This is a genomic window from Streptomyces sp. NPDC043952, assembly GCF_056435325.1.
The window spans coordinates 36,493-52,163 of the sequence record NZ_JBWKES010000020.1 but is presented as its reverse complement, the minus strand read 5'-3'; the positions used below and the strand labels follow the sequence as shown (position 1 = coordinate 52,163).

The 15,671-nt window shown below is 72.9% G+C and carries 14 protein-coding genes, 1 pseudogene and 1 riboswitch; of the genes and pseudogenes, 6 read left to right on the top strand and 9 right to left on the bottom strand.

Going from position 1 to position 15,671, the window contains the following annotated elements; genetic code table 11:
- Window positions 1–69: 69 nt before the first annotated feature.
- From AC069R_RS22705 to AC069R_RS22695, 3 genes are all read right to left on the bottom strand, one after another.
- Entirely contained in the window at window positions 70–912 is an 843-nt protein-coding gene (locus AC069R_RS22705) for an MBL fold metallo-hydrolase (RefSeq protein ID WP_478768623.1), read from the bottom strand.
- Between the two features lie 365 nt (window positions 913–1,277).
- On the bottom strand, window positions 1,278–2,171 hold the full coding sequence (locus tag AC069R_RS22700; protein WP_478768622.1) for an SDR family oxidoreductase: 894 nt from the start codon (window positions 2,169–2,171) through the stop codon (window positions 1,278–1,280).
- Between the two features lie 10 nt (window positions 2,172–2,181).
- On the bottom strand, window positions 2,182–2,904 hold the full coding sequence (locus AC069R_RS22695) for a DUF1990 domain-containing protein (RefSeq protein WP_478768621.1): 723 nt from the start codon (window positions 2,902–2,904) through the stop codon (window positions 2,182–2,184).
- A 112-nt stretch (window positions 2,905–3,016) separates the two neighbouring features.
- On the opposite strand from AC069R_RS22695, the gene AC069R_RS22690 reads away from it, so the two are divergent.
- On the top strand, window positions 3,017–3,229 hold the full coding sequence (locus AC069R_RS22690; protein ID WP_478768620.1) for a hypothetical protein: 213 nt from the start codon (window positions 3,017–3,019) through the stop codon (window positions 3,227–3,229).
- Window positions 3,226–3,975 carry a DUF1990 family protein gene (locus tag AC069R_RS22685; protein ID WP_478768619.1) on the top strand — a complete coding sequence of 250 codons (750 nt, stop codon included), beginning with the start codon at window positions 3,226–3,228 and terminating at the stop codon, window positions 3,973–3,975. Before AC069R_RS22690 ends, AC069R_RS22685 begins: the two co-directional genes overlap by 4 nt.
- A 47-nt stretch (window positions 3,976–4,022) precedes the next feature.
- Here the strand turns inward: AC069R_RS22685 and AC069R_RS22680 are convergent, their stop codons facing one another.
- Window positions 4,023–4,376 carry a hypothetical protein gene (locus tag AC069R_RS22680; RefSeq protein WP_478768618.1) on the bottom strand — a complete coding sequence of 118 codons (354 nt, stop codon included), beginning with the start codon at window positions 4,374–4,376 and terminating at the stop codon, window positions 4,023–4,025.
- A gap of 263 nt (window positions 4,377–4,639) precedes the next feature.
- Window positions 4,640–6,118 carry an NUDIX domain-containing protein gene (locus AC069R_RS22675; protein WP_478768617.1) on the bottom strand — a complete coding sequence of 493 codons (1,479 nt, stop codon included), beginning with the start codon at window positions 6,116–6,118 and terminating at the stop codon, window positions 4,640–4,642.
- 978 nt (window positions 6,119–7,096) lie between these two features.
- On the opposite strand from AC069R_RS22675, the gene AC069R_RS22670 reads away from it, so the two are divergent.
- Window positions 7,097–8,293: a PP2C family protein-serine/threonine phosphatase gene (locus tag AC069R_RS22670; RefSeq protein WP_478768616.1), complete on the top strand. Its 1,197-nt coding sequence runs from the start codon at window positions 7,097–7,099 to the stop codon at window positions 8,291–8,293.
- A gap of 19 nt (window positions 8,294–8,312) precedes the next feature.
- On the opposite strand, the gene AC069R_RS22665 is transcribed toward AC069R_RS22670, so the two are convergent.
- From AC069R_RS22665 to AC069R_RS22655, 3 genes are all read right to left on the bottom strand, one after another.
- Complete coding sequence (locus AC069R_RS22665) at window positions 8,313–8,846, bottom strand: PP2C family protein-serine/threonine phosphatase (RefSeq protein WP_478768615.1); 534 nt, start codon at window positions 8,844–8,846, stop codon at window positions 8,313–8,315.
- A 114-nt stretch (window positions 8,847–8,960) separates the two neighbouring features.
- Window positions 8,961–9,383 carry a DUF8189 domain-containing protein gene (locus tag AC069R_RS22660; protein WP_478768614.1) on the bottom strand — a complete coding sequence of 141 codons (423 nt, stop codon included), beginning with the start codon at window positions 9,381–9,383 and terminating at the stop codon, window positions 8,961–8,963.
- A 237-nt stretch (window positions 9,384–9,620) separates the two neighbouring features.
- Complete coding sequence (locus AC069R_RS22655; RefSeq protein WP_478768667.1) at window positions 9,621–10,196, bottom strand: TetR/AcrR family transcriptional regulator; 576 nt, start codon at window positions 10,194–10,196, stop codon at window positions 9,621–9,623.
- A 136-nt stretch (window positions 10,197–10,332) separates the two neighbouring features.
- Between AC069R_RS22655 and AC069R_RS22650 the strand changes: the two genes are divergently transcribed.
- Complete coding sequence (locus AC069R_RS22650; RefSeq protein ID WP_478768613.1) at window positions 10,333–11,568, top strand: FAD-dependent oxidoreductase; 1,236 nt, start codon at window positions 10,333–10,335, stop codon at window positions 11,566–11,568.
- A 357-nt stretch (window positions 11,569–11,925) separates the two neighbouring features.
- On the opposite strand, the pseudogene AC069R_RS22645 reads toward AC069R_RS22650, so the two are convergent.
- A pseudogene (locus AC069R_RS22645) lies at window positions 11,926–12,478 on the bottom strand (hypothetical protein); the annotation flags it as partial.
- A 140-nt stretch (window positions 12,479–12,618) separates the two neighbouring features.
- A riboswitch (cobalamin riboswitch) is annotated at window positions 12,619–12,821 on the top strand.
- A gap of 28 nt (window positions 12,822–12,849) precedes the next feature.
- Between AC069R_RS22645 and nicT the strand changes: the two are divergent.
- Both nicT and AC069R_RS22635 read left to right on the top strand, forming a co-directional pair.
- Window positions 12,850–13,941, top strand: coding sequence for a Nickel transporter NicT (gene nicT / locus AC069R_RS22640; protein WP_478768612.1), 1,092 nt, complete (start codon window positions 12,850–12,852; stop codon window positions 13,939–13,941).
- A gap of 734 nt (window positions 13,942–14,675) precedes the next feature.
- Window positions 14,676–15,575: an alpha/beta fold hydrolase gene (locus AC069R_RS22635; protein WP_478768611.1), complete on the top strand. Its 900-nt coding sequence runs from the start codon at window positions 14,676–14,678 to the stop codon at window positions 15,573–15,575.
- Window positions 15,576–15,671 lie beyond the last annotated feature (96 nt).

Below are 15,671 nucleotides of genomic sequence, written 5' to 3'. Positions count from 1 at the left end.
GGGTGCGCCATCTCAGCTCTCCGGCCGTGGAGTTGGCCCGCGGGGCTTACCGCACCGTGGGCCGTTCGCTCACCGCACCGTGGGCGGTTCTCCGCCGGCCACCACCCGCGCGTGCTGCCCTCGCTCGCAGGGGACCAGCCGCTCGCCCAGGCCGAGTCCGCGCGCCTCGGCCAGGAAGTCCTCGACCGGGGAGCGGAAGACGGTGTAGTCGTCGTAGTGCACCGGCAGGACGTGCCGGTAGTCGAGGCGGCGGGCGAGTTCGGCGCCCTGGGCACCGTCCATGGTGACCACGAACCCGCCCGGCAGCGTCGTGCCGCCCAGATGCAGCACCGCGAGGTCTGCGCCGGGGAAGCGCCCGGCGATCTCCTCCAGACCGTCGAAGAGGAGCGTGTCCCCCGAGATGTACAGGCGCAGCCGCACCGCGCCGTCAGAGGGGCCGAACTCCAGCATGCTGCCCATCACCGGCGGCAGCAGATTCCGCAGCACGGGCCGCAGGGCGTGCCGGCCGGGCAGCGCCGTCACCCGCACCCGCGCCCCGCCCCGCCGGAAGGTGCAGCTCTCCCAGGTGCGCAGCCCCCCGGCCTGCCGGAAGCCCTGCCAGGCGCGCAGCCGGCGGGCCGCGTGCGGTGTGGTGGCGATCGGCACCGACCGGTCCAGGTGCTGCCGGGCCCTGCGGTCCCAGTGGTCGCCGTGCAGGTGCGAGAGGACCACCGCGTCCAGCCGCGGCAGCTCCCGCGGGGCCAGCGCCGGCTCCGTGAGACGGCGGCTGATCAGCCCGTACCCGAGGTACGCGGGCTCGCCGCGGTGCAGGAAGTTCGGGTCGGTCAGCAGGGTGAGGTCGCCGTAGCGCAGCAGGACGGTCGCGTTGCCGATGAAGTGCAGGTCCAGGGCGCTGTCGTCGAAGTCGGCCATGGTCCGTCCTTGCCCGACGGGAGGGGCCCGTCTGTGTCGTACGGCGGCGGGACTGCGCCGTCCTGACCCACCCGGAGTACCCGAGGCCGACGGTGTATACGCACGGGCCCCGGCCCAGGCGCGACCGATGTCGTACGCGCCACGGCCCAGGTACGACCGGTGTCGTGCGGGCCCCGGCCCAGGCGCGACCGGTGTCGTACGCGCCCCGGCCCAGGCGCGAGCGGCGCCCGGTGCGTCAGGGGTGCCCCAGGGCCGCCGGGCCGCCGCGGCCGGTGCGCGCCCGTCCGGCTCTGCCGTCGCCGCCGTACGACCCCGCGCCTCGCACCCCCCGGCACCGGCCCCCCGAGCAGCCCCCGGCCGGGCGATCAGCCCTCTCCCCGCTCCGCGGCGGTGTCGGACCGCCCGCCGGCGCCGAGCGGGCCGGTGGCGCGCAACGGCCGTCCGGCGTCCAGACGGGGCAGCTCGCGCCGGGTCACCCGCAGCACGACGGGCGGCAGAGCGGCACGGACCGCCTGGACGCAGCGCAGCCACGACGGAACGTAGACCGCGGTACGGCGGCGCTCCATCGCACGCGCCAGCCGGGCGGCGACCGCGTCGGCCGGGTGGATGGCGCGGACGGGACGCGGCATGCGCACGCGCAACTCGCGCAGGGCGGCGAACCGTTCGGCGTCGCCGATCATGTCGGTGTCCGCCCAGCCCGGATAGGCGATGCCCACGGCGACCCCCTGGTGCGCGACCTCCGCCTGGAGCGCGTGGGCGAACGCCTCCACCCCCGCCTTCGAGGCGCAGTAGGCACTCATCATGGGGGTGGCACCGAGCGCGGCCAGCGAGGCGACCTGCAAGAAGTAGCCGCGGGTCGCGACGAGGTCGGGCAGGAAGACCCGCGCCGTGTGGGCGCTGCCCGTCAGATTGACGTCGATGACGCGGCGCCACGAGGCGGGGTCGGACGTCGCGAACGGGCCGCCCTGCGCGATCCCGGCGTTCGCCACGACCACCGACGGCCGCCCGAGCCGGGCGCGCACCTCGGCCGCCGCCTCCGCCAGGGCGGTGGGGTCGGTGACGTCGACCTCGACCGCCAGGGCCGCGTTCGCGTTCGCGGTCGCCAGGGAGTCCGCCACGGCGGCCAGCCCGGCCCCCTCGTGCCCCAGGAGTGCCACGCGCGCCCCGCGCCGGGCCAGTTCGCGCGCCAGCGCGGCACCCAGCCCGCGCGCGGCTCCGGTGACCACGGCGGTACGGTCCTGGAGAGGGCCGCTCGGCATGGGGTGCCCCTCACCCCTTCCGCGGCGCCGCGTGCGACGGGTGGAGCCGGCGGGTGCGGATGTGCACCCCGTCCACCAGCCGGCCGCCCGAGTCCCGGACGGCGGACAGGCAGAAGCGGACCCACATGTTGAGCTGGATCTCCTTCGCCACCCGCAGGTACGAGTAGAGCACGTGCACCAGGCGGGTCGCGGCGCGTGCCCACAGCTCGATCTCGAACACGAGCAGGTCGCCGTCCTCGTACGCGCGGAACCGCACCTGACCGGCCTCCATGTGCCCGCGCAACGTCACCAGGTGCAGCAGACCGCGGTCGCGGTGGAGGACCCGCACCGGACCGTTCCAGGGACCCGGCATCTCCACCACCAGCTCGTCCGCGACGTCCAGACCCCCGGCACCGAGTTCACCCGAGCGGATCCCGACCACCTCCGAGGGGACGAAGTGCTCGAAGTGCCGGCAGACATGCTCCACGAGCCGGGCGGCATCGACGTCGGCCCCGGCGATACGGACCCGGAAGACACGGTGGAACAGGGGACCGCAGCCGTCCTCGGCCCGCTGCACCGCGCCGTCGACCGCCGTCGGCGGAAGCTGCGGCGGCCGGTCCCGCTCATCGCCCTCGCACTCGCCCGCACGGTACAGGGGCGTCGTCTCCCACAGATAACGCCAGGTGACCAGCATCGTGCCCAGGAGCCACCGCGCCAGCACGGTCAGGCCCCGCTGCCAGCGCTGTCCGGGCATCGAACTCCCTCATCTCATCGGATAGGCATAAATATGAATGAATAGGTGCATACCCTGGTATAGCGCTGGTGACACGGTGGTGTGACACGAGCGGACGAACCTGGAGGCGCGCATGGTGGTCCGGCTGCTGCACCGAGCGGGCGCGCGCAGCGCTCAACTGCACCTCGCCTCGCTCGGCGCGATCGGTCTGTGCGTGACGTTGTGGGTGCGCGCGAAGACCGTCGACCAGGAGCAGCGCGGAAACGCCGAACGGCGCGCGCTGTTCGTCGGCCTGTGGCCGCCGATGCTGTGGCTGATCGGCGAATCGCTGCGGGAACCGGAGTGACGACCACCGGGCGACCGGCTTTCGGACGGTTCGACGCGGTACGAGCGTGGCAGCGGCTCGCCGACGCGTCCGTCAACTACTCGGCCGACGAGGTACGCCGCCCCGCGTGGAACATCGACGTGCACCGCACCCCGCTGCCCGCCGAGCCCCCCGGCCCTCCCGCGCCCGGCGGATCCTGGACGCACGCCCGCCGCCTCGTCCGCGACTACGAGTTCTCCCCGCCGGAGATCGTCCGGGCGCTGTACGACCCGGCGGCCCCCCTCCTCGGCCGCGACATGCTGCTCGAAGCCCGCTTCCACGGCCTGCACTTCCACTGCGGCGTACGCGTCACCGAGGTCGTCGACGAGACGCGGGAGGCGACGGACCACGTGTGGGGATGGGCGTACGAGACCCTCGACGGTCACCTGGAGCGCGGCAAGGTCACCTACGAGGTGGTGAAGAACAGCCCGACCGGCGCGGTGGAGTTCCTGGTCACCTGCTATTCGCAGGGCGCGCCCACGCTCGGCCCGGTCACCGCCCTCGGCTGGCGGCTGTTCGGCCGCCGCACCCAACTGCGGTTCTACCGGCGGTGCGGCGAACGCATGCGCCGCTTCGTCGGTACGGCGCTGCGGGGCGAGCCCGCCCCGCCCCACCCGGCGACGAGAATCGGCCCCCTGGTGTACGCGCCCTCGGACGCACGCGTCCACCGCCTGGACACCCTGGCCCTCCACCGCGAGTCCCCGGCCCGCTCACCCCACCCCGGCTGACGCGCGCCGCTCCGCGGTGAGCGGCGTCCGGCTCCCCGTGCGGGAGCTCAGGAGAAGACGACGGACCGCAGGAGGAGGCGGTCGCCCGCGCCCGCGCCGGGGCGCAGGGTGTAGTAGACGTCGCCCTCGCAGTCGGCGTCGAGGAAGACGGTCGCGGTGGCGTCCGTGCGGTTCTTGGGAGCCCGGCTGGCCGACCCCGGCTCGGCACCGGGCCCTTGCAGATTGATGCACTCGCCGCTGGCGGGGTCGTTGAGGAAGCCGACGGCTTCGTACCCCTCGGCGGTGGTGTAGGAGTAGCGGAACTGGCCGGTCGCCGCCGCGGCCGGACCCGGCGCGGCCAGCAGCAGGACGAAGGCACTACAGGCGGCGCCGAGGGCCGCCGTGAGGGAGCGAGCAGACACGGGAATCTCTCTCTGTCGGATGCTGATGCGGTCAATGCCAGCGATGCCCAGAAAGCAGGCGGATAGCCGCTTTGTCCCCCGAACGGGTCGTCCCGCGCGCAGCGCCACCCCCTGCGCCGGGCCAAAGCCCCGGCCCGGCGGCACCGATCGCCACGGCGGCGCCGGAGCAGATGGGCATCGACCTGCCGCCGCGCCTCTTCGACTCCGGCCGAGGCGGCCGGCTCGGCTACGGAGGGGCCTCGGCGCGCTGGCGACCTCTGGGGTCACGACCAGCCCATCTCGGAGTAGGAGCGGTTCGCGAGGACGCCCTCGATGGCGGTGCGCGCGTAGGGAACCAGCTGTCGCGGGAGGGACTCGGGCGACCACCAGCGCCATTCCGCGCACCGGTCGGGCTCCCGTACCTCGGGGGTGCCGGACCAGGACCGGGCGCGGAAGACGAGCTGGATCCGCGGGCGTGCCGTCGGCGGGCTGAGCAGGTGGACCACGTGCACGAGCTCGACACCCGCCGGATCGATGACGAGCCCGGCCTCTTCCTCGGCCTCCCGCACCAGGCAGCCGACCGCGGCCTCCCGCTCGCAGTGCCCGGCCAGGAAGTGCCAGGTGTTGCCGGCGTACGCCGCATCGGGGTGCCGCAGCCCGAGGAGGACGCGGCCCCGCTCGTCCTGGAGGTAGAGGTGGACGCCGACGATGTGCAGCTCCGTTCCCGCCGGCGCGTCACCACGCCGTTGGTCGTCGCGGTCCCGCGGGCCGCCGCAATCAGCCTGCTCGGCGGCGTGCCCGCGGATCAGGTCGCCCAGGCCGGGACTCAGCCGCAGCCGGTCGAACTGGTCGACGGTGAACCACTGCAACAGGACGCCCTCACGCAGCTCCACGGAATCGGGGTGACCCCTCCAGCGACCTTCGTAGATCTGGACGGGCACGCTGAGTCCGTCTACTCCGGTCTCCGTCTCCAGGGCGTACGGCCTCAGCCCGGCGGGCTCCAGACCGGGCGCCTCCTCGGCGAGTTCGCGGCGCAGGGTCGCCTCCAGGCAGGCATCGCCCGGCTCGCGGCCACCGCCCAGCAGGGCGAGGGACCACGGCTCCCAGATGCCGTCCCGGTGATCGCGCAGGTGGAGCAGATACCGGCCGCGGCCGTCGTGGATCAGGGCGGAGGCGTTGACCGGCTCGGGCCGCCCGTCGAGACCTCGGGCCTCGGCGTCCAGGAGCTTGGCGCGCAGGGTCGGTGAACCGACGTCAGCGAGGGGCCGCCACTCCACGCGGAACACCTCCTCGTCCCGCGGCGAGAGCGGTGGCGGCGCGTCCGCCGCGAGGTAGAAGGCGAAACGGAAGTCGAAGTGCCGGTGCGCGGGTTCGCCCTTGGCCGGGGCGGCGTCGATGTCATGGACGTCGATGTCGACCGGCGTGCCGAGGAACTGCGGCGTCAGGCACAGATCCGCCGGGCGCAGCCCGGTCTCCTCGCACACCTCGCGCAGCGCGGCGGCCAACAGGGTCCGGTCGTCCTCCACATGACCGCCCGGCGCGAGGAGCCGGTTCGACGCCCGGTGACCGATGTGCAGCACGCGCCGGTCACGGTCGATGACCGCCGCGCTGCACGTGATGTGGGCCGGCAGCGTGGCGCGGCTCGTCGGTTCGTCGGGCCCGTCGAGGAGGGCCGGCAACCCGGCCAGGGCCTCGCGTTCGTGCGGATGCCGGGTCAGGTACGTCTCGGTGGTCGCACGGATGTGGGAGCGGGTGGGCGGCACGTCATCACCTCGGCGGAGAGCGGACAGGGCGTAGGGATCAACGACGAAGACCCCCCTGTCGAACACACGTTTTTCGGACGCGGCGGAAACCCGGTGTCAGGCGAATACGCGTTCGTGCCGGATACACCGACCCTTGCCGGAGCTGGCCGGTCGTCGAACACGGCCGTGGCCGAAACACCGACGCTGGTCATGCAGGCCGCGTACGAGCCGTACCGCGGCCTGCCGCGCCGACGGCAGGCGGCTGTCCGACGGCCGCTCAGGCCGGTCCGCTCGCGCGGCCACAGTGCGCGCTTCGGCCCAAGAAGGCCGAGATCAGGACACAGAGACAGATCGTCGCGGGACAGCCCTTAGACTCGGCGGCCGTACCAGTCATGATCACTACGGAAGGGACCACATGTTTCAGGACGCTCCGATCTACCACCAACTTGTCGCGGAGCGTGGCGATGTACCCGCGCGCGTGCGAGACGCGGCGACGAGCATACTGCGTGAACTCGACCACGTCATAGGCGCGATGGCGTTGCCCGGCCTCGCGACAAGCCCATTGCCGAGGCGACAGCCGGACGCCGCGGCGCGACCGGCGCTTCCTCCGCTGCCCAGGTCGTAGACCACGGTCGGGGGCGGGGTGTCACCGCCGCTCGAACGCCCCCTGCCCGTCGCCCCCTGTCCGCCCGGCTGCCGCCAGGCGCATCCGCGCCGTCTTCACGAGGCCGGTCGCGGCGCGGGCGGTTCCGCGGGGCTGTCGGCGGCCCAGCATGCGAACCAGGCGGCCGGCGCGCTCCGGCCCGCGATACCGGACTCCCGTACCTCCTGTTCGAGCGTGCCCAGCATCGCTCGGCCCCGCCGGAGGTCTAGTCAGGTGAGCCGAACCAGATCACCGGCGAGGCCGGGTCCAGTCCCAGCGCCCTCTCTCTTGGGCGGGGTCCGCATGCGGGGCGGGTCGGCCCATGCTTCGCTGTGGAGCATGGAGACGCGGCCGCCATGAGAGTGATCAAGCACGAGCGGGGCCGCCCGCAGTGGAACGGTGTGCGCGGCTACGCCTGGCTGCTGCCATCGCTGCTGCTCATCGGCACCGTGACGCTGGACTTCAACACCGGCGCCGAGTTCCGGATCGTCTCCTGGATCGTCCTGGTGCCCGGCCTGGCCGCCGCGGTCTGCGGGGTGGGGACCACAGCTGGTTTCGCCGTGGTGTCCCTCGTGACGTACGTCCTCGTGGACAACGCCTGGCCCCGGCAGTACGAGGCGGGCCTGCCCGACTTCGTGCTGGTCGCGCTGGGCGGTGTGCTGGCCACCCTGGTGGCGGCACTGCGGGTGCGGCAGCAGCGGCGCTTGCTGCGCATGCAGGACATCCTGGAGACCTCGGTACGGGCCGTACTGCGCCCGCTGCCCGAACGCTGGGCCGGTCTGGAGCAGGCGGGCGTGTATCTCGCCGCGGATGTCGAGGCGCAGGTCGGGGGCGACTTCTACGACATCCAGCCCAGCCCCTACGGCACCCGTGTCCTCGTCGGCGATGTGCAGGGCAAGGGACTCGGCGCGGTGGAGGCGGCGGCCGCACTGCTCGGTACCTTCCGCGAGGCCGCCTACCACGAGGACGACCTCCGGACGGTCGCCGAGCGGCTGGAGATCCGCATGCTGCGGCACCGGGTGCATACCGCCGCGATCGGCCGGGAGGACCGCGACCGGTTCGCCACGGCCGTGCTCGTCGCCTTCTCCAGGGACACACCCGGAACGGTCGATGTCGTCAACTTCGGGCACGAAGCACCGCTCGCGGTCGGGCCGCACGGGGTACGCGAACTGCCCGCGGGAGACGGGGTGCCGCTCGGCCTCGGCGATCTCATCGGCGGGCTGCCGCCGACCCACCGGGTGCCGCTCGCACAGGGGGAGACGCTGTTGCTCGTCACCGACGGGGTGACCGAGGCCCGTGACCGCAAGGGCGAGTTCTACGACCTGCACGGCGATGTCGCCGCCGCGGTCGCCGCCGATCCGGGCTGCGCCGCGCCCGGCCCCCTGGTCCGCCGGGTCCGCGACGGCGTGCTCCGGCACAGCGGGCGCCGGCTGGCCGACGACACCACGGTCTACGCGGTCCGCCGCCTCCCGGAGACGGAGGCGTGTCCGGGAACGGGCCCGCTGCCGGGAGCACGGGAGCGGGGCTTCTCGGCGAAGGAGGGGTACTTCTGAGCAGGGGACACCACCCGGACTACAGGCGTACGACGACGAGGGCGACGTCGTCCCGGCCGCCGCCGGCCACGCCGAGACGGGCCAGCACGGTGTCGGCCGGCCGCTCGGGCCCGAGGCGGCCGCACTCGGCGAGGACATCCCGCAGCCGGTTCAGACCGGTGTCGATGTCCTCCTCACGGCGCTCGATGAGCCCGTCGGTGTAGAGCACCAGCGTGTCGGCCGGCTTGTAGGAGGCTGGCCTGCGGGCGGGGCACATGCTGCGGTCGCGCGCCTGGTCCAGCAGCTCGGTCGTACTGTTGCCCTGCACCAGCACCGGGGGCGGGTGCCCGGCGTTGCTGTAGGTGATCAGCCGGCTCCGCCGGTCTCCGGTGGCCTTGACCGCGGTGGTGCCCAGCGCGTCGTCGATCGACCGGGCGTACAGCCCCAGCACCTCCAGAGCCTGCGCGGGGCGCGCCAGGGCGCGCACGGCCGCCGACAGGGCGCTGCGCAGCATGCCCATGACCGCGGCGGCCTGGAGGCCGTGCCCGATGACGTCGCCCACCGCCAGCGCCAACTGCTCTCGTGCCCGCTGCCGCCGGTGACCTGCCCCCAACCTAGGCCGTGCCCGCCCGGTCTGCGTCACCCGCCCGGCCGCCGCCGGCGGGCGCGGGGCCGCTGGGGCAAGGGATCAGCACGAGGTGTTGTAGTCCGGTTCGGGGCAGGCGGGGAGGGACCAGGGCGACCAGGTCCCGTCGGTGGAACGCGTACGGTGCCAGGGGCTGCCGTCGGTGCCCGTGACGACGATGGAGAACACCCAGCCGCCGTCGCTCACGCCCCAGATGGAGACGCCGCTCCCGGCGATGCCGCCCATGGACTGCCACCCGTGCCAACTGCCGTCGGACCGGCTCCAGTTCGTCCACACCGCCTGGTCGGTGCCGATGATGAAGATCTGCCTCGTGCCGTTCGGGAGCGCCTCGGACGCCACGGGGTAGCCGCAGTCGTAAGGCGTGCCCATGTACGTGCAGCCGGCCGCCTGGGCCGGGGCGGCGGCGACACCGAGCCCGCCCACGGCGAGGGCGGCGGCGACGAGCGCGGCCTTGATCTTGTTCATGTCCGGTTCCTTCACGTGCGTCGAGGTCCCTCACCCCCTCCAGGTCAGGGGGGCCGGGGAGCGGTCTTCGGGCCGGCGGCGTCGGAACTGCCGCGCCCTCACCGCCCTGAGGAAGTCGACCACGACGGCATCCGCCGGACCATGCGGAAGCACCGGCAGAACTGCCGTACGGCCAATTCCGCCTGCGCCCGCCGGTTGCCTCCCCGCGGCCGGCGGCGGACGGACGCTGACGCCGGGTCAGCCGGCGCGCTCGCCGGTCCAGCCGTTGGCGAGCAGGTCGAAGATCCGGCCGAGGGCGGCGTCGGGGTCGCGGGACCCGCGGACGAGAACGGGCGCCTCCAGCGCGAAGTGGGCCAGCGCCCGGCAGCCCGGATCGTCGGCGGGCAGCCCGGCGTCCTCGGCGATCGCCGCGGCCAGGACGTGCTCGTGCCGCAGCCACATCCTGCGGGCGTACTCGCGCAGCGCCGGGGTGGTGTCGACCAGGCGCAGGAAGTCGTCGAACCGGGGGTCGGCATGGACCCGCCGGGAGGTTTCGCCCAGCAGCATCTGGTGCAGGGCCCCCGGTACGGACTGCCCGGCGGGACGCTCGCGGACCGCCGCGACCAGGGCCGCCTCCCGGTCCACGTCCTGGTCGAAGACCAGCGCCTCCTTGCCGTCGGGGAAGTGCTTGAACAGCGTCGTCACGGAGACGTCGGCCGCGTCGGCGATCTCCCGCACCCCGACCTCGTCGTAGCCCCGCTCGGAGAACAGGCGCAGTGCCGCGTCGGCGAGGGCCTGGCGGGTGGCTGCCTTCTTGCGCTCTCGGCGCCCCATCTCGGTCACGCCGACACTTTACCGCGTTCATGGACCCGCTTCGAAAGTTTAGCTGTTACGCTTTTTTAGCGGTTGCACCCAGACGGGTGCTGTCGCGACGCGTTCGCGACCCGCGCCACCCGAGGAAGAGGTCCCGATGACGAACAGCACCCCCCGGATCTGCGTGATCGGCGGCGGGCCCGCCGGTCTGACCTGCGCCCGCGTCCTGCAAGGGCACGGCATCGAGGTCACCGTGTACGACGCCGACGACGCCGTGGACTCCCGCGACACCGGCGGCACGCTCGACCTGCACGCCGACTCCGGGCAGATCGCCCTTGAGGACGCCGGGCTGCTCGACGCCTTCATGGCACAGGCCCGGCCGGAGGGGCAGGCCGGCACCCGCCGCGACCACCACGGCACGGTGCTGGCGGAGTTCACCCCCGAACCCGGCGACGCGGCCGCGCCGGAGATCGACCGCGGCCGGCTGCGCCGCATGATGTACGACCACCTGCGGCCCGGCACCGTCCGCTGGGGCCACCGGCTCGTCGGCGTGACCCCGCGCGGCGACGGCGGGCACCGCCTGGAGTTCGCGGACGGCACCACCACGGAGGCCGACCTGGTGGTCGGCGCCGACGGGGCGTGGTCGAAGGTCCGCCCCCTGGTCAGCGACGCCACCCCGCAGCACCTCGGGGTCTGCTTCCTGGACGCCCGGTATGACGATGTCGATTCCCGCCACCCCGAGGTCGCCGGGATCGTCGGCGCCGGCCACATGTTCTCCAACGACAACGACGGCCGCGCGGTGATCCTCCAGCGCAACGGCGACGGCGTGGTCCGCGGCTACATCGCGTTCCGCGCGGCACCGGACTGGCACGCCGGGGCGGGCGTGGACCTCACCGACCGGGAGAGCATCCGCGCCCATCTCGTTCGGGAATTCGGGCACTGGTCGCAGGCCATGCGCGCGCTGATCGTCCGCAACGACGGCGACTACGTGCCGCGGGCCTTCTGGGCTTTGCCCGCCCCGCTCACCTGGGAACACGTCCCCGGCGTCACCCTGATCGGCGACGCGGCCCACCTGATGGCGCCCTTCGGCGGCCACGGCGCCAACCTCGCGATGCTGGACGGCGCGGAACTCGCGCACGCCGTCAGCCGCGCGGTCGGCCCCGACCCTGCCGCCACCCTGGACGAGGCGGTCGCCCGCTACGAGTCGGACATGTTCGCCCGCTCCGGAGACCTCGCCGTGAACTCGAACGAGGCCCTGGTGCAGTTCTTCACCACCACCGACGAGCCGGACCTGCCCCCGGACCCGGAGCAGGAACACCGGGACTACCTCGCCCGCGCGGAGTCCTACCGGCGGGAGCGTGCCCAGCGGGCGGGCGAACACACCGGCGCGTGAACGCCCGTCCGGCAACCGCCCGCCGGCTCCCGTAGGGCTCGCTGCTTCGCTGGTCAGGCTCCTCGCGCCCGAGAGGGCTTGCCCTTGGCGAACAGCAACGCGTCGAAGATCCCGGTCAGTTCCTTGCCGGACTCGCTCTCGCACAGCGCGAGGAACTGCCCGGTGCTGGCGCGCCCAGGTGTGGAGTATGCGGAAGAGGGCCTCGTCGCCGACGGCCCTGCGTACCTGGTGCAGGACCATGGCACCGCGTCCGTAGACGGGCGGGTCGGACACCCGTCAGCGAGGGGATGGCCGTCTACGCGGATTGGCTCTGGGAGGAGAAGCGGGGCGGCAGGAGTACCGACGAGATCTTCGAGGCCTCCCGCCCTTGTCCCGCTCCGCGATCGGCTCGCCGTTGCTCACCACGTCGTAGAAGTCGCCGTCCGCGCCCCTGGGCACGGTGACCCGGATGTCGTACATGGCCTTGTCCGAGGGGTGGTGATTGCCGGGGAACCAGGTCATGGAGCCGGTCGGCTCGCCCAGGGCGGCCGAGCCGTCGTCGGTCTCGATCCAGCCTTCGAGCCCTCCGACGTCGCCCTCGACCGCTCGCGGTCACCACCAACTCGTTTCCAGATCGGGCGGCTTGGGCCCTCGCCCCTTGCACCGTGGCGGTCCGTACCCGCAGGCCCGACAGGTCGAGGTCGAAGCGGCTCAGGTTCTGCGTGGCCCGAGCCGTGATGACCGCAGCGCCCTTCAAGTGGTTGCCGTCCGGCGTGTAGTCCAGCGTCAGTCCGCCGCAGGAGCCCAGTCGGACCGGGAGCGCGAGGCGGCCGACCGGGGCCGGTGGTCCATCGTGGTGCGAGGTCGCATCTCGTGTCTCCCGTCGGTCGATTGCGGCATGCGAGAGGTCAGAAAGCCTGAAACAAGCCATGATTTTCCCAAGGTTAGTAAAAGTTTTTCCGCCTTCGCCGAATCGCCAGGGCGTGCCCGAAAGCGGTGTCGGTCCCGCGCAAAAATGTGATCTTGGATACCTGAACGACCGTGCGGTTGTGCGGGGATGGGTGGTCGGTCCTACGGTGGGCGGGCCGTGGTGTTCGGGAAGACCGGTGACAACCCTTCGCGGGGTTCAGGCCGGAGCGGCCCTCGCCACTGTGATCGGGGAGTATCCGTCCCAGTTGTGCATGGTCACTGTCCGCCGCCCGGCGGACGGGAAGGCCGGGACGGACACGCGCACACCCGTAAGCCAGGAGACCGGCCACGGCACTTCACGAAGAGATCCACGAGGTGCTGGAGCGTGACCGTATGACCCTGCCCACAGAGTCGACCCGTTTTCGTTGGCGGCGCGAGGACACCGTCCGTACCGCCGGACTGCTGATGGTGATCGCCGCCCTGCATGCCGTCGCGTTCGGCATCCTGTTCCTGCTGGTCGTACCGGGCCACTACGAGGTCGGATCCAAGGCGTTCGGGATCGGCCTCGGCGTGACCGCGTACACGCTGGGCATGCGGCACGCCTTCGACGCCGACCACATCGCCGCGATCGACAACACCACCCGCAAGCTGATGGCCGACGGCAAGCGGCCGGTATCGGTCGGCTTCTGGTTCGCGCTCGGCCACTCCAGCGTGGTGGTCGTCATGGCGGCCCTGGTCGCGGGCGGCACACAGCTCGCCGGCACCCTGCTCGACGACAACTCCCGTACCCACCAGACCCTCGGCGTCGTCGGCACCACCGTCTCCGGGACCTTCCTCTACCTCATCGCGGCGCTCAACCTCGTGGCGCTCGCGGGCATCCTGCGGGTCTTCCGGGCGATGCGAGCGGGCACGTACGACGAGGCCGCCCTCGAACAGCACCTGGACTCGCGGGGGTTCATGAACCGGTTCCTGGGCCGCGCCACCAAGTCGATCACCCGGCCCGGCCAGATGTTCCCGCTGGGCTTCCTGTTCGGTGTCGGCTTCGACACGGCGACCGAGGTCACCCTGATGGTGATGGCGGGCAGCGGTGCCGCGGCCGGGCTTCCGTGGTACGCGATCCTGTGCCTGCCGCTGCTGTTCGCGGCGGGGATGAGCCTGTTCGACACGCTCGACGGCACCTTCATGAACTTCGCCTACCAGTGGGCGTTCTCCAACCCGGTGCGCAAGGTGTTCTACAACCTCACCATCACCGGCCTGTCCATCGCGGTCGCCTTCCTGATCGGCACCATCGAACTGGTCGGGGTGCTGCACGAGAAGCTCGATCTGAGCGACGCGGTGACCGGCTGGATCGCCGGGCTCGACCTGGACAACGTGGGGTACGTCATCGTCGGCCTGTTCGTGGTCGTCTGGGCGGCGGCGCTGGCGTACTGGCGGCTGGCCAGAGTGGAGCAGAGGTGGGCGGGCCGGCTCGGCGACGGTGGCTGACACCCGGCGGAGCGGGAGCCTCGGCCGCGGTGGGCCTCGGTGTCGCCGTTGACGGGTGCGCAGCGTCAGCCGGTACCGGTGGTCGGCGGAGCGCGCGGCCGGAACGCCCACGGCGGAGCGGCCGTTGACGGTGCGCGCGTCCGTCGCGTACAGCGGGGCGTCCGCCGGCAGGGTGACCCGCACGGAGCCATTGCGGGTCACCAGGCGCCGGCGGGCCCCCTTCGTGCCCGAGTCCTGCACGGCGACGTCACCGGGAGACGGCCGCCGTCCGCGAGGGCGGCCGTCTCGGACGCCCCTCCGCGTGCGCTGCGCGCGGCTCCGGGCAGCGGCAGCTCACCGCCGCCGTGATCACAGGCCGTCAGCGCGAGAAGCGGCAGTTGCGCGCAGCCGGCCCACGTCACGCGGCCGATACGACGTGACGTGGGCCCGGAACCCGGACGGCTCGGTCGGCTCGGTCGGCTCGGTCGGCTCCATGCAGACGTCATGCGATGCGGGTGCCCGCCGGGACCGGGTGCCGTGCACATCGCCCGGTCCCGATGAGGCCGTCGGGTGAACGTCGTCCCCTCGTACCTCGCACCCCTCTCCCGTTTCCGGCACCGGACACCGACCCGCCCGCCACCACCGGCGTTCTCGTCACCAGCGGGGGCAGGAGCAAGGCCGTGCCGGTTCTTCCATGCCCGGCGCGCACGATGCCCGGCTCGCACGGCCGGTCGGTGAGGACGGAGGGGCAGGTCTTGTTCGAGGACTTCGAGACCAGGCGGGTCGAGACGGAGGAAGCGTCGGTCTTCGTGCGCCACGGCGGAAAAGGACCGCCCGTGGTGCTGCTGCACGGCCACCCCCGGACCTCCGCGACCTGGCATCGCGTCGCCCCGCTCCTCGTCCGGAGCGGTTTCACCGTCGTCTGCCCCGACCTGCGGGGATACGGCCGCTCCAGCGGACCGGTGCCCACCGCCGACCACGCCGGATACGCCAAGCGAGCCGTCGCCGGTGACGTGGTGGAGGTGATGCGTGCCCTCGGCCACGCCCGGTTCGCGCTCGCCGGGCACGACCGCGGCGGCGCCGTCGCGCTGCGGCTCGCCCTCGATCACCCGCACGCGGTCTCGCGGGTGGCGTTCCTCGACTGCCTGCCGATCACCGAGCACCTCTCCCGCATCACGGCGACGTTCGCCACGCAGTGGTGGCACTGGTTCTTCTTCGCCCAGCCGGACATCCCCGAACGCGTCATCAACGCCGACCCGGACAGCTGGTACCGCGGCGATCCCCGGAGGATGGGACAGGAGAACTACGACGAGTGGCGCGCGGCCACGCACAACCCCGACGTGGTGCGGGCCATGCTGGAGGACTACCGGGCCGGCCTCACCATCGACCGGCGGCACGAGGAGGCCGATCGCGCCGCCGGCGCCCGTATCCACTGCCCGGCGCTGGCCCTCTGGTCCCGCCGGGACGACCTGGAGGACCTGTACGGGGACCCGGTGAAGATCTGGCGGCGATGGGCCCCGGACGTCCGCGGCCACGGCATCGACGCCGGACACCACGTGGCCGAAGAAGCCCCCGAAGCGCTCGCGTCCGCCCTCGCGAGCTTTTTCACCGGCCGGCCCTCCCCGGCGGCCTCGCGGCCGGCAGAGGGGGCGTGACCGCGGGCGGCAGGAGACCGCGCGCGGCAGGAAAAGTCACCCGCCGCACGGAGACCACCGCTCACACGAAGATCACCCGGCCACACAGACGATCAC